10 protein-coding genes and 1 pseudogene are annotated in these 14,080 nt (G+C 52.1%); 6 read left to right on the forward strand and 5 right to left on the reverse strand.

Annotation, left to right across the window (positions count from 1 at the left end; all coding sequences use genetic code 11):
* The first annotated feature begins 115 nt into the window (after window positions 1-115).
* A complete protein-coding gene (locus tag ACZZ0D_RS01580; RefSeq protein WP_463552297.1) occupies window positions 116-2,851 on the forward strand; it encodes a LuxR C-terminal-related transcriptional regulator in 2,736 nt (911 codons plus the stop codon).
* Window positions 2,852-2,972: 121 nt separating this feature from the next.
* On the opposite strand, the gene ACZZ0D_RS01585 is transcribed toward ACZZ0D_RS01580, so the two are convergent.
* The 4 genes and pseudogenes from ACZZ0D_RS01585 to ACZZ0D_RS01600 all read right to left on the reverse strand — a co-directional run bounded on the left by ACZZ0D_RS01585 (window position 2,973) and on the right by ACZZ0D_RS01600 (window position 8,038).
* Window positions 2,973-4,256, reverse strand: coding sequence for an N-6 DNA methylase (locus tag ACZZ0D_RS01585; RefSeq protein WP_463552298.1), 1,284 nt, complete (start codon window positions 4,254-4,256; stop codon window positions 2,973-2,975).
* Window positions 4,253-5,140 carry a hypothetical protein gene (locus tag ACZZ0D_RS01590; RefSeq protein WP_463552299.1) on the reverse strand — a complete coding sequence of 296 codons (888 nt, stop codon included), beginning with the start codon at window positions 5,138-5,140 and terminating at the stop codon, window positions 4,253-4,255. The genes ACZZ0D_RS01585 and ACZZ0D_RS01590 overlap by 4 nt, the downstream gene beginning before the upstream one ends.
* Window positions 5,140-6,966, reverse strand: a pseudogene (locus tag ACZZ0D_RS01595) (ORC-CDC6 family AAA ATPase); the annotation flags it as partial. The gene ACZZ0D_RS01590 and the pseudogene ACZZ0D_RS01595, both read right to left, overlap by 1 nt.
* A 160-nt stretch (window positions 6,967-7,126) precedes the next feature.
* Window positions 7,127-8,038, reverse strand: a complete 912-nt coding sequence (locus ACZZ0D_RS01600; RefSeq protein ID WP_463552300.1) for a phosphoribosyltransferase-like protein — start codon at window positions 8,036-8,038, stop codon at window positions 7,127-7,129.
* 306 nt (window positions 8,039-8,344) lie between these two features.
* On the opposite strand from ACZZ0D_RS01600, the gene ACZZ0D_RS01605 reads away from it, so the two are divergent.
* Both ACZZ0D_RS01605 and ACZZ0D_RS01610 read left to right on the forward strand, forming a co-directional pair.
* Window positions 8,345-8,983 carry an MBL fold metallo-hydrolase gene (locus tag ACZZ0D_RS01605; protein WP_463552301.1) on the forward strand — a complete coding sequence of 213 codons (639 nt, stop codon included), beginning with the start codon at window positions 8,345-8,347 and terminating at the stop codon, window positions 8,981-8,983.
* A 112-nt stretch (window positions 8,984-9,095) separates the two neighbouring features.
* Window positions 9,096-9,833, forward strand: coding sequence for a YiaD family glycine zipper/OmpA-like lipoprotein (locus tag ACZZ0D_RS01610; RefSeq protein WP_212545532.1), 738 nt, complete (start codon window positions 9,096-9,098; stop codon window positions 9,831-9,833).
* A gap of 368 nt (window positions 9,834-10,201) precedes the next feature.
* On the opposite strand, the gene ACZZ0D_RS01615 is transcribed toward ACZZ0D_RS01610, so the two are convergent.
* Complete coding sequence (locus ACZZ0D_RS01615) at window positions 10,202-10,639, reverse strand: Z-ring associated ZapG family protein (RefSeq protein ID WP_053123671.1); 438 nt, start codon at window positions 10,637-10,639, stop codon at window positions 10,202-10,204.
* A gap of 144 nt (window positions 10,640-10,783) precedes the next feature.
* On the opposite strand from ACZZ0D_RS01615, the gene ACZZ0D_RS01620 reads away from it, so the two are divergent.
* The 3 genes from ACZZ0D_RS01620 (at window position 10,784) to zapE (ending at window position 13,981) form a co-directional block, all read left to right on the forward strand.
* Window positions 10,784-11,413 (forward strand): alpha/beta hydrolase, encoded by a 630-nt coding sequence (locus tag ACZZ0D_RS01620; RefSeq protein ID WP_212548768.1) that lies wholly within the window; start codon window positions 10,784-10,786, stop codon window positions 11,411-11,413.
* Between the two features lie 24 nt (window positions 11,414-11,437).
* Window positions 11,438-12,796: a tryptophan--tRNA ligase gene (locus tag ACZZ0D_RS01625; RefSeq protein ID WP_463552302.1), complete on the forward strand. Its 1,359-nt coding sequence runs from the start codon at window positions 11,438-11,440 to the stop codon at window positions 12,794-12,796.
* A 90-nt stretch (window positions 12,797-12,886) separates the two neighbouring features.
* Entirely contained in the window at window positions 12,887-13,981 is a 1,095-nt protein-coding gene (gene zapE / locus ACZZ0D_RS01630; RefSeq protein WP_053123668.1) for a cell division protein ZapE, read from the forward strand.
* Window positions 13,982-14,080 lie beyond the last annotated feature (99 nt).

Consider the following 14,080-nt stretch of genomic DNA (forward strand, 5'->3'; position numbering starts at 1 on the left):
ATTCTGGAAAGACTTTTGTAGCCATTTGTAGCAGCAACCTTCATTACCGGTACGTTTAAGGCTAGTCTGCGGACATCTGCAACGCCGCCAATAGCCATTCAAACAAGAGCCGGCCATGACTGATCTGTCCCCACTTCCGGGTCCTGCAAGCGTTGCCGTCGCGGCACTGGACGGGCGTTTCTTCCGTCCACCGTTGCCCGACGGCTATGTTTTGCGACCACGCCTGTGCGAACGCCTGCAAGCCGGGCTCGGCGGGCGATTGTTGCTGGTCAGCGCACCGGCCGGGTTCGGCAAGAGTTCGCTGGCGGTGGAGTTCTGTCAGAGCCTGCCGGCGCACTGGCAAAGTCTGTGGCTGGGCCTGAGCCCGCGAGACAGCGACCCCGGACGCTTTCTCGAACGTTTGCTCGAAGGCCTGCAGGACTACTTTCCCCAAGTGGGCAGCCGCGCATTGGGGCTGCTGAAAATGCGTCAGCGCCATCAGCCGTTTGCCTTTGAAGAATGGCTCGACGGCCTGCTTGACGAGTTGGCGCTGCACCTCGATACCGCGACACCGTTGCTGCTGGTGCTCGACGATTACCATCTCGCCCAAGGCCCGGTGCTCGACCGTTGCCTGCAATTTTTCCTCAATCATTTGCCCGACGGCTTGCTGGTAATGGTCACCAGTCGCCAGCGTCCTGACTGGCATCTGGCGCGTTTGCGCCTGTCGCGTCAGTTGCTTGAACTGCATGAACAGGATCTGCGCCTGACCCACGACGAAGCCCTGACTTTGCTCGATCGCCACAGCAGCTCATTGCGCGGCGAAGCACTGGAAAGTCTGATTCAACGCAGCGAAGGCTGGGTTGCCGGGTTGCGTTTCTGGTTGCTCGCGGTGGCCGAAGCCGGCAACGATGCCGCGTTACCGCAAGCGCTGAACGGCGGGGAAGGGCTGATCCGCGATTATCTGCTCGAAGAAGTCATCGATTGCCTGCCGGCCGAAGTGCAGGCCTTTCTCTACGACACCGCGCCGCAAGAACGTTTTTGCAGCGAACTGTGCGACGCCGTGCGCGAAGCCCATGACAGCGCCGAGATTCTGCGTTTTCTGCAGGCGCATCAGGTGTTTCTGGTGCCGCTGGACGAGCACGGCCACTGGTATCGCTATCACCATTTGTTCTCCGATCTGTTGCGCAGCCGCCCGATTGCACACGCCATGGTGCCGACCGCGACGCTGCACTTGCGCGCCTGTCGCTGGTTCAATGCTCAGGGCTTGCTCGATGAAGCGGTGGAGCAGGCGTTGCGCGCCGGCCACCTCGATGTCGCGGCGAATCTGGTACAGAACCTTTCCGAAGAACAACTGCTGGCCGAGCAAAACGTCGGCATGCTGCTGCGCTGGAAAATGGACTTGCCTGACAGTCTGCTGATCAGTACGCCACGGCTGATCGTGCTGTACAGCTGGGCGTTGGGACTGGCCTGTCAGCTCGATGCTGCCGAAGAACTTTCCAGCCATTTGAGCCGCTTCCTGCCGGCACCCTCAGCCACTGCGCAAAAGTCGATGCTGGCGCAATGGCTGGCGCTGAGCGGGATCATCGCTCGCGGGCGCGGCCATCGTGAACTGACCCTGAAATATTGCAGCGAAGCGCTGGAGAGCCTGCCGGCCAAGCGTTATGGCCAGCGTCTGATGTGCCTGTCGACGCTGTCCAATCTGGCGATTGCCGACGGTGATCTGTGGCGCGCCCGTGGACTTAACCGTGAATCGCTGGAGCTGGCGCAGCGTGTCGGCAATCCGTTGTTCGAAGCCTTGGCGCATTACGATCGCGCTCGCGTGTTGCAGGCGCGTGGCGAAATTCTGCGGGCACTGGATGAAGTGCATCAAGGGTTGGAGCGCTTGCGCGGTCTGTCGCCGCAACGTCTGTACGCGGTGCGCGCACGGCTGACGTTATACGAAGGTTTTCTGTTAGCGATGCGCTTGCAGCCGCAAGTCGCCCGCACGCGGTTGTTGGCCGGCATCGGCGAGGCGCGCGCCTGTCGTGATATCAGCGTGTTGATCGGCCATTGCGTGATAGCGCGGCTGGACGGTGCCACCGGCGAATTCGCCAAAGCCTTCGCTGAACTCTCTGAAGCCGAACGGCTGATGCACATCTGGGACGTGCCGCCGATCTACTATCTGGCGATGATTACCCTGGTCAAATGCGAGCTGTGGCTGGCGCAGGGCCGCACCGATCTCGCCGAGGCCTGGCTGGCGCGCCTGGGCCAGACCTACACCGGCGAGCGTGCCGCCGCGCCACCGGAGTTTCATCCACAACTGCCGTTACACGTTGAATTGCAGCAGGCGTTGCTCGACCTGATTCAGGGCCAGCCGATGCTCGCCGAAGGGCGCTTGAACGTGTTGCACGAGAACGGTCAGCAAACCGGGCGACAGTTGCTCAGTGTGATGGCGCTGACACAGAAAGTGGCGTTGCTGCTGGTGGGGGGGCGTGAGCCGGAGGCCAGAAAAGCACTGAATCAGGCGCTGGAGGCGGCGACCGGCGGCGTGGCGCAGCCTTTCGATCTGCTAGTGAAGGAGCATGGCGACTGGTTGCGCGGGCAATTGTTAGTGAGCGCGTCGACAGCCGTCAGTCAGCAATTGCTCGAATACCTACCTGTTCCCGCTGCGCGTCCGGTCGCTGAGGTTTCGGTGGCTGAACAGCTCAGCAGTCGAGAACTGGCCGTTCTGCGCCTGATCGCTCAAGGCTGCTCTAATCAGGAGATCAGCGAGCAATTGTTCATTTCCCTGCACACCGTGAAAACCCACGCCAGCCATATCAACAGCAAGTTGGGGGTTGAGCGGCGCACGCAGGCGGTGGCGCGGGCCAAAGACCTGGGAGTTTTGAGCTGATAGTAACCGAACGTTAAAATGAATAACTATTTCTTCAATGAAGAAATAAAATCAAGAAGGGGTGAATTTAGAAGTTGTATGTAAACAATATGATTTAACTTTATTAGGTTGAATTTTCTACTTAACTTGCTGCGAGTGTGCACTTTTGGTTTTCGGTGAGGTCATGGTGAGTCAGCTCGCCGCTAAATACTTTGCAAAGACTATTCTCAATTTCCAATGCTTCCTGAGTCTTTCCTGAAAAAATATACCTAGAATATTTTTCTACAATTTTTTTATCAATGTTTAATAGTTGTGATGGGATGTTAAGTTCTCTGAGTCGACCAAGTGAAATGTAATTTGCACCACTTCCAGAATTCTCGAAATTTGCTTCTGCTCCTAGTAGTACAGAGACTCTAAGCGCAAGAAGAAGACGAACTGAAGAGTTTTTGTTTTTTATAGATGGAGTGATTACGATAAGGCAGTCGCTACATGGGGCCATTGCACTTCCAGTGTAAATAGAAAAGCTGGCACTGGCAGATCTGCAAACACGTTTGATAACTATGTCGTATTTGCTCAAGGTTGCGGAGCTATTAACTAGTCCGTCGAGTGGCTTTTCTGGGGCTGTATGAGATTTAAAATCAGTAGAGTGGTATACGGACTTCCTATTTTCCGTAGCACCTACATTTCCTCGCACAATACTCCCCATCTTAGAAAGAGAAACACTGCCAAGAGTTTCTAGGTGTTTTTTATACGTCGCGAGACGCTTTAGGTGGTCGGGGTCAAGGTGATAGTGGTAGTTTTGAAGCTGAGTAGAGCTTATGAAATGATTGGGGTAAGTTTCGGAGCTCAATAAGATCGTGTAATTTAACTCTCGGACTCTTTGAACGCAAAGTACATAAAATCCGCCTTCTACCTTGTTGAAGGAGAATTTTGGAAGTTTATAAATTGAGGATATTTTATAGTTGGTGGCCAAGTAGCATCTTAGCCATTTCATTTTATCCCCCGTTATGATGGAAGGAGGAAGTATGAATATAGCTTTGCCTCCCAAACTTAAGTGCTCTAAGCACTTGAGAACAAATGCTGCCTCAACAGGAATTTTTTTTCCGTTATAAGTTACGTGATGGGCTAAGTTGTTGTTAAATGGCGGGTTTGATAATATTAGATCATAATGAGAGTCTAGCGTCGCACTTAGAAAGTCAGTACAAAAAAGTTCGGTTTTTTTTGTGTTTGTGAATGTATATACTTTATCCAGGTTTTCTTGGTTTATATCAAAGGCAACCAGTTTTCGATAGTTTTTGTTTAGTGCTCGTAGTAACGCACCATCTCCTACTGCGGGCTCTAGAACGCACTGGTAATTCCCTGATGCCTCAGATTTGATGATAGTCTGAACTACAGCGTCTGGTGTTGGAAAAAAACAATTCCTCAAGAAAGGAACCCTCGAACTAAATGGATACTTGCAATGCCTTTCGATCTATTCGCCGATCGAGCTGGGTGATCATACAGCAATGAAGCATTTTTATCATCACACAGAAATTTTATAGCGCCAATGCTCATAGGCTTTGGGCCAAGTGGTACTAGGAAAAAGGTTTCATTCTGATATTTATGGCGTAATTCTTCAAGTAATCTCGAAACCCCATAGATGTTTGTCGCGCCACAGAATAAAAATGAATCCTGTAAGCTGTTTTCTAAAATTGATCTTGCGCTGCTGAGTAGAGAGTTTTTATCCCACCCAAACTTAAATGCAGGAACCCCGAAAACCAAATTGCATTCTTTTCCTGAGATTTCAGAAAGCTCCAATGCGTTCTTGAATCTATCCCCCTCATATCCCATGAAAAAAATGAAAAGTTTCGGATCCGTAGTTGGAATCGCTTTGGATATTCCTGGGATACCTGCCTCTTCAAAACCAAGTAGGCTTTCGGAAAGGTTGAAGTTTTTTTCACCATTGGTTGAGTTGTGTGAGTATTCTGAAGGCTCTGCGTATATAACGTCGAAATTTGATATTCCAGCTGTTTTTAAGCTTTTACATATGATGGCGAGCTCTGCTACATCAAAAGACGTTGCGTCGATAACGATTTTTAATCCACTAAGTTTTTTAAGTGCGTCTTCTATGTCATGCAGTTCAAGTACGTCCATAGAAAGGTGGGCTTGCATTTCTATGCGGTCGTAGCGGAATGTGTGGACATAATCACAATGCTCATTAAAGAATGTTCGTATTTCTTTGTCTCTGTCATCGGCATGTTTCCCGTGAATCGCAACGTTCCATCTGCTGTCAGAAATTTCAGACAAGGAGTTGTATTCAGTAATTTCCATTAAAAAAGACCCTTCTGGTAGAAGCTATCTTGACTTTCCGTGTCTTCTATCAGATCTAACTTTTTCTTCCGAATATTGCGGATGCTATCGAAGTCTGTTTCTGATTCGTTAATTATCGCACTTACTTCTTCCGGTTCAAAGTAGGTTTTCCGAATCTTTCTATAGCTTATGAAGAAATACGGAGTATAAATAGGGTTAAGAACCCAGTCACTATCGTCTTTCACATCGAGGCTTTTGCCTTTGGTTGAGTCGGTTCTGTATAAAATTCCCCATTTTTCCGCTTCTTTAAGGAAGTCTTGCTCTTCTGTAGTAATGGTTAGGAATCCACCTTTAATACTGAAATGGGTTATCTCAGGCTCGCTTTGGGAGTTTCGCTCTTGAAAAAGACTAAAAATTTCGCCAAGCCGACCGCAGAATATTTTTAGCCTCTTACCGTGAGGCATAAAGCTAGATATTTCGCGAAAAAGAATTTCACTTGTTTGCATTGCTGAAATATGTTGAGCTCGACAGTCGATGCTTAAATTTTCAGAACTTTTCAGTGTGAAATTGGAAAATGCGGTTCGGCATAGCTCAAGAAAGTGGCGCATATTAGCATTCGATAGCAGAACATATACATCGAAGCCGGCGTAAAAGGTTGATTCAGTTTTAAAAGACCTTATAAGTTTTAGATAGCTGCCGATGAAAAAATTCTGGATCCATGATGTAGTTCCAGTGAACTTGTTATCTTTGCCCTCGCTTAGGCTTTTCAGCTGTTGTGCGATATCGTCGGGGCTTAGCTTTTTCCTAAATATCAGTGAAGAGGCAACGATCGATGCTTTTTTGTTATTTGTGTCTATAAATAATTCAGGATCCAAATGTGAGGACTTGTTTTTTAAGCCTATGGTTATTTCGTTCTTTAGTTTTTTTAAGAGCTTTGGTTCTGAAAAAATTTCTTCGGCGAGGCCCTCGTGAGTTTTTCCAGGAAGTAATCCTTTGGCAGCTTGTAATACACGTTCTTGATAGCCGTGCTCCAGTCGCTTCTCTAAATCCGTAATCGAGTTCAACTGGACGCCGCTAAATGTGTCTTTGTATTTCGCGTCGCTTTTGGAAAGTCTTAAAAATAGTATCTCGGCTGCAAAGCATTCGAATGACTCTTCTGCAAGTCTTGTGTCTAAGTTTTCAATTGTGTAATCATGTTTGTAGGAGAGCGATTCACTGCCAGTTGTTTCTGAGTGAGGAACACCATTGAGCTTTGCCGCGATATTGAATATAAGAGGTGGCTCTGAGTGTTTCATTCGAGTGTTAATGATGAGTTGCTGGTATTTAAGTAAATTTTCGTACTCGTCAAAGTAGACTTTGAATTTCAGTTCTCTAGGGGCGACTTTTTCTTTTACTTCATTGATTAGGTCGATCAACGCTGAATCCGGAAGAATCAAAAGATCGTCAATCATTCTAGGGTTGGCGACCGCAAGTTCGCAAAGTTTTCTTTGGTTCCTAAATTCTTCAAAAAGCTCGAGAATTGTACCGCTGAAGTTGCTGCCATATATTTTTAGCGAGCTCAACTCTAAGTTGCTGACGTCGAAGCTTTCGCCTTCTGAATAACTAGCGCTCGATATTTTTATCAAGGCATTAGACGTCTCCATTAATAAGCAAATGTTGATGTAGTGTGAAAAGATTGACTGCCACTTATGTTCTTCAAGTCCTCTTTTCTGTAGCTGTCTTAGGAATTGTGTATCGGCTCGCAAGTAAAGGCCAATAGCTTCTAGTTCTGATAGAGGGATGTTAGTTCTTTTGTCTGAGAAGCGACTATGATACGACAGGTATCTTAGAAGCATTGTTTTTCCGCAACCTCTCCCCCCTCAATTCTTAAAGGAAAACTGCTATTGAAATCTATTTTTTTATAAAAATAGGGGAGTACAAAATCCTCCCATACGTCCATGCCAATGTGCTCGCTTCGGTTGTTGGCGAGAACTGCGCTTAGGCTGTCTTTATAATTTAGCTCCATGATTACCTCGAAAAAGCTGGTTGGTAATTTTCATTCGCTGCCCAAAAAATCGGTAGCGTCGCGTTGGGTGTCCCATGTGCGTAAGCGTATGTCAGTTCCAGATCGCCGTAGCCAAACTTGTTTTTAAGACCATTAAGTCCGACTTTTTTTAAAAAATCTAAATAAACTAAGCGAAGTTCGTCCGCAAACGCGTCGTCCAGTTCTTTGTATCGAGAGCTTAAGCCGGAGAAGAAATGGTTTTCTTTCTGTATTAATTCTGAATGGCAGATTTTTATTCTAGGTGATTCTTTTAGAATGTGATCTACACCGCTTTTGCATGCGCCCAGTGGTGCGTATATATAATCAGTTCCATCTTTGAAGTTGCCTTTCGGAAAAAAACGATCTAAGAATTCTAGGAACTGATCGCCAGTTCCAATGAAGTCGTCGATGAATATTACTAGCTTTGCTGAGTCGGCATGGTCTTCGAGTTTCCAAGGCCATTCCATGAATTTTTCGTTTATTCCGATTTCTTTCTTGTATAAGCGTGCAACTAGAGGGCCGCTTTTTGTTGGTGGGTCCATGTCGCTGATAACTGGCACTATTTTAATTATGTCTTTTTGTATTCCCGGGTATTGTGCTGTAAGGGACTTTTGAAGAGTTTTGCTCGATAAGTTGGAGATTAAAGTTGTTTGAGGGATTGATTTTTCAATGATGTTAGACAGTAGCGCTTGGGTCTGTATCCTTGATCTGAATGTGAGAGAGTCCAGAAGGAGACCACACAGGGTTTTCTCTTCGCTGCTCTCGAAGTACTTCGTCCATTTTTCAATGGAACGTAGATTTATATCTTTCCATAATCCTGAGCTAATTAACGTTTTGGTTGATGTAAGGACGTTTTCATAAAAGAGAATTCCTTGCTCCCCGAAAAAGTCTGTCATATCAATACTCGAAGTTTAGGTTGGGCGTTAGCTGCTGGATAGCATGCACAATACCATTTGAGATAAGGTTTTGGGCAGTCACAGTTCGAGCTTCCTAAGCAAATTGTTACACGGGACTTTGAGTTGATTCTGAGTACTCATGTAGGCACGATGATGAAGTATCTGCCTCTCGCCTTGGTTGCCGAGGGATGAAGTGAGTCTGCCAGAGCTCGCATAGCTCTGCGCGTGATCGTGATTGGTACTGCGTTCCCTAAAAAATGCTCAGGCTGACTTGAATCAATTTTAATTAAATAATAAAGGATTGCGATGAGCAGTTTTCTTCTAATCCGCGAAACCTTCCCCGTCGGCCCTTTGCAGTGCAACTGCACTATCATCGGCGACCCGATCACCAAGAAAGCCATCGTCGTCGACCCGGGCGGCAATCCCGATCTGATCATGGCGCGCCTCGATGCGCATGGGCTGAAAGTGGTCAGCATCATCCATACCCACGCGCATCTCGATCACTTCCTCGCTTCGGGGCAGATGAAAGAGAAAACCGGCGCGACTCTGCATTTGCACAAAGAAGATCAGTTCCTCTGGGACAACCTCGAGATGCAATGCCAGATGTTCGGCGTGCCGTACACGCCGGTACCGTCGCCAGATCGCTGGTTGAGCGACGACGAAGAACTCGCCTGCGGCTGCGGCGTGGCGTTGCATACGCCGGGGCATACGCCCGGTTCCATGAGCTTTTGGTTTTCCGAGGCTAAGCTGTTGATTGCCGGCGACACGCTGTTTCGTCGCGGCGTAGGGCGCACGGATTTGTGGGGCGGCGATCAGGCGACCATCGTGCGGTCGATCAAGCAGCGGTTATACACGCTGGACGAGGACGCGACTGTCGTGACCGGGCATGGCCCGGACACGCGTCTGGGGGATGAGATGCGCGAAAACCCGTTTGTGCGAGCCTAAATATTTTGTCACGGGTCTGCTGCGGAATTTTTGTGCATTGTCATGATCCAACGCCCGCACGGGCGATTGCCAATGGCCGTTGCACCACAGAATGCAAAAGTAGGAGCTCTTCATGTTCACCACGCGTCGTTTGATTATTGTCGCTACTGCCGTGGCCTTGCTGTCCGGCTGCGCCTCGCCTAACCCGTATGACAATCAGGGCCAGGCCGACAGTGGCTCCCAAGGAATGAGCAAAACCGCCAAATACGGTGGCCTCGGTGCACTCGCCGGCGCACTGGCCGGTGCCGCCATCGGCCACGACAACCGTGGCAAAGGCGCGCTGATCGGCGCGGCCGTGGTCGGTGCTTCTGCCGCCGGTTACGGTTACTACGCTGACCAGCAAGAGAAGAAGCTGCGCGCGAGCATGGCCAACACTGGCGTTGAAGTGCAGCGTCAGGGCGATCAGATCAAACTGATCATGCCGGGCAACATCACGTTCGCCACCGATTCGGCGAACATCGCTTCTAGCTTCTATCAGCCACTGAACAACCTCGCGAGTTCGCTGAAGGAATTCAGCCAGAACCAGATCGAGATCGTCGGCTACACCGACAGCACCGGCAGCCGCCAGCACAACATGGATCTGTCGCAGCGTCGTGCGCAGAGCGTGGCGACTTACCTGACCTCGCAAGGCGTCAGCGGTGCCAACCTGTCGGCGCGCGGTGCCGGCCCGGATAATCCGATTGCCAGCAACGGTGACGTCAATGGCCGTGCGCAGAACCGTCGGGTTGAAGTCAACCTGAAGGCGATTCCGGGTCAGCAGTATGGTGCGCCGCAGCAACAGCAGCCGGGCACGGTTCAGCAGTATCCGTAAGCGATTGCCTGAATGAAGAAATGCCCGATCCGGTGATCGGGCATTTTTTGTGTGACCTGTGCCTGCCCCTTCGCGAGCAAGCCCGCTCCCACAGGGGAATGCATTCCAAATGTGGGAGCGGGCTTGCTCGCGAAGAGGCCCTAAAAATCAACACACATCCCCAGACACAAAAAAAGCCCCCGAACACATCACTGTCCGGAGGCTTTTGGGTTTCAGCGAAGACTGGTGCTCCCACATTGGAAATGCGTTCCCCTGTGGGAGCGGGCTTGCTCGCGAAGAGGATCTAAAAATCAATACCCATCCCCAGACACAAAAAAGCCCCCGAACACTTCACTGTCCGGGGGCTTTTGGTTTGCAGCGAAGACTGCTTACTTCTTCAAACCATAGTGCTCATCAAGCATGCCCGGCGCGTTCGGGGTTTTTGGTGCGTAGTCACGCGGCGGTTCTTGATTGTTGTGCGGTGGCGTCAGGCGCTCGCGCGGTGCCTGCGCCGCGTCGGCGTGCAGGGCGGCCATCAGGCGCTGGCGGGTTTGCTCGTCTAGGGCCAGACGGTTGGCGCCCTCGGCGAGGTGATCCTGCACTTCCTGATAGCTCTGGGTCAGTTTCTTGACCAGCATCGCGGTGCTGTTGAAGTGGGTGACCACCTCGTTTTGATAACTGTCGAAGCGCTCCTGGATATCATCCAGTTGACGCTGCGTACGGCTCGGCGCGGCGTTCGGCGCAACGCGCGCGATCAGGAATCCAATGGCGACACCCACAACCAGGGCAAGAGTCGGTAACAACCAAACTAAGAGCGAGTGTTCCACGAGTCCTTCCTCTATAAACGGCTTTGCTTTACGTTAACGGCTCGAACCTGCGCTGTATACCGCGATTCACTCGCAATAGATTGGCACAGACAATTTGCTAGACGAGTCGACCCGATTCGAGGTCACGGAGTTCCTTCCTTGCTGATGCGTGAAACCCCTGTAGTGATTGCCGGCCCAGTCGGCCAAATCGAAGCCTTGTACCTCGATAACGAGCAGCCGCGCGGCATCGCGCTGATCTGCCACCCGAACCCGGTGCAGGGCGGCACCATGCTCAACAAAGTCGTCTCGACCCTGCAGCGCACCGCGCGCGACGCCGGCCTGATTACCTTGCGCTTCAACTATCGCGGCGTCGGCGCCAGCGAAGGTTCGCACGACATGGGCACCGGTGAAGTCGATGATGCCCAGGCGGCTGCGGCATGGCTGCGCGAAAAACATCCGAACTTGCCGCTGACCCTGTTCGGTTTCTCCTTCGGCGGATTTGTTGCAGCAAGTCTCGGCGGTCGTCTTGAAGCCCAAGGCGTGCAGCTCAAGCACCTGTTCATGGTCGCCCCGGCGGTCATGCGTCTTGGCGAGCAGGATCAACTGCCGCAGCAGGGCGAACTCACCGTGATCCAGCCGGAAACCGACGAAGTCATCGATCCGCAATTGGTTTACGACTGGTCGGAACAACTCCAGCGCCCCCATGAGCTGCTGAAAGTGGCAGAATGCGGACACTTTTTTCATGGCAAGCTGACCGATCTCAAGGATCTGATCCTGCCGCGTCTCTCGAATTGATTGCAGTCTGACAAGCGATTACCCATGACGAACCGTACCCGTATCCTCACCGGCATCACCACCACCGGCACGCCGCACCTGGGCAACTACGCCGGCGCCATCCGCCCGGCGATCCTCGCCAGCCGCGACAGCAATGCCGATTCGTTCTACTTCCTGGCCGACTACCACGCCCTGATCAAATGCGATGACCCGCTGCGCATCCAGCGCTCGCGTCTGGAAATCGCCGCGACCTGGCTGGCCGGTGGCCTCGATGTCGACCGCGTGACCTTCTACCGCCAGTCCGACATCCCGGAAATCCCTGAGCTGACCTGGCTGCTGACCTGCGTCGCCGCCAAGGGCCTGCTCAACCGTGCGCACGCCTACAAGGCCTCGGTGGACAAGAACGTTGAAACCGGTGAAGACCCGGACGCCGGCATCACCATGGGCCTTTACAGCTACCCGGTGCTGATGGCCGCGGACATCCTGATGTTCAACGCGCACAAGGTGCCGGTCGGTCGTGACCAGATCCAGCACGTTGAGATGGCCCGCGACATCGGCCAGCGTTTCAACCACTTGTTCGGTCAGGGCAAAGAATTCTTCACCATGCCCGAAGCGCTGATCGAAGAAAGCGTGGCGACGTTGCCGGGCCTCGACGGTCGCAAGATGTCGAAGAGCTACGACAACACCATCCCGTTGTTCTCCAGCGCCAAAGACATGAAGGACGCGATTTCGCGGATCGTTACTGACTCGAAAGCGCCAGGCGAAGCGAAAGATCCGGACAACTCGCATTTGTTCACCCTGTTCCAGGCCTTCGCCACGCCAGCACAGGCTGACGAATTCCGCAGCGAACTGCTCGGCGGTCTGGGTTGGGGCGAGGCGAAGAGCCGTTTGTTCCAGTTGCTCGACAACGATCTCGGCGAAGCGCGCGACAAGTATCACCAACTGATCGAACGTCCGGCGGATCTGGAAGATATCCTGCAGATCGGTGCGAAAAAGGCCCGTGCTGTGGCTACTCCGTTCCTCAACGAACTGCGCGAAGCCGTTGGCCTGCGTTCGTTCGTCAATCAGGTTCAGGTTGCCGCAACCACCAAGAAGAAAGCCGCGAAAGCCGCGCGTTTCGTCAGCTTCCGCGACGAGGATGGACGCTTCCGTTTCCGCCTTCTCTCTCCGGATGGGGTAGAAATGTTGCGCTCATTGGACTTTGAAGACGGAAAAGCCGCTGGAGCAGTAGTCAAGTCGTTGCAATCTGGCCACGCGTACGAAATTCGTAATGAGCTCCGCTCCAAGTTCTCGGTCTGGGTTGGTGGGGAGCACGTTGCGGACGGTCCAGCATTCAATGACAACGACTCTCGGGATGCAGGAATCGCTGCTGTACGCGTCGCGCTGACCCCGGTTCAAGACTAATCGGCGGCACGGCCCGACCAAGGGCCGATTGCCATTCCTCCGGGCCATCGCTACAGTGACGGCCCGTTTTTGTTGCCTTGCTAACGAATTATGACGCCCCTAGAACGATACCAAGCTGATCTGAAACGCCCGGACTTCTTCCATGATGCCGCGCAGGAAACTGCTGTGCGTCATTTGCAGCGTCTGTACGATGATCTGATCGCCGCCGATCAAAACAAGCCGGGTCTGCTGAGCAAGCTGTTCGGCAAAAAGGATCAGACGCCGGTCAAGGGCCTGTATTTCTGGGGCGGCGTCGGTCGCGGCAAAACTTACCTGGTCGACACCTTCTTCGAAGCGCTGCCGTTCAAGGAAAAGACCCGCACCCACTTCCACCGCTTCATGAAGCGCGTGCACGAAGAGATGAAAACCCTCGGCGGCGAGAAAAACCCGCTGACCATCATTGCCAAGCGTTTCTCCGACGAGTCGCGAGTGATCTGCTTCGATGAATTCTTCGTTTCCGACATCACCGACGCGATGATCCTCGGCACGTTGATGGAAGAGTTGTTCAAGAACGGCGTGACTCTGGTCGCGACGTCGAACATCGTCCCGGACGGTCTGTACAAGGACGGTCTGCAACGCGCTCGCTTCCTGCCAGCCATCGCGCTGATCAAGCAGAACACCGAGATCGTCAACGTCGACAGCGGCGTCGACTATCGCCTGCGTCACCTCGAACAAGCGGAGCTGTTCCACTTCCCGCTCGACGAAGCGTCCCACGAAAGCCTGCGCAAGAGCTTCCGCGCGCTGACGCCGGAATGCACCGCTGCGGTCGAGAATGACGTGTTGATGATCGAAAACCGCGAGATCCGCGCCCTGCGTACTTGCGACGACGTGGCCTGGTTCGACTTCCGCGAACTGTGCGACGGCCCGCGTAGCCAGAACGACTACATCGAACTGGGCAAGATCTTCCACGCCGTGCTGCTCAGCGGTGTCGAGCAGATGAGCGTCACCACTGACGACATCGCTCGCCGCTTCATCAACATGGTCGACGAGTTCTACGACCGTAACGTCAAGCTGATCATTTCCGCTGAAGTCGAGCTGAAGGATCTGTACACCGGCGGCCGTCTGAACTTCGAATTCCAGCGCACGCTGAGTCGTCTGCTGGAAATGCAATCGCACGAATTCCTGTCGCGGGCGCACAAGCCTTAAGCGGATTTCGGCAAATAAAAAGGGCCTGCAATTGCAGGCCCTTTTTTATGCGCTGAAGATCAAAAGATCGCAGGCTTCGCCAGCTCCTACAGGTATACG

The organism is Pseudomonas sp. AC193, from assembly GCF_979258075.1.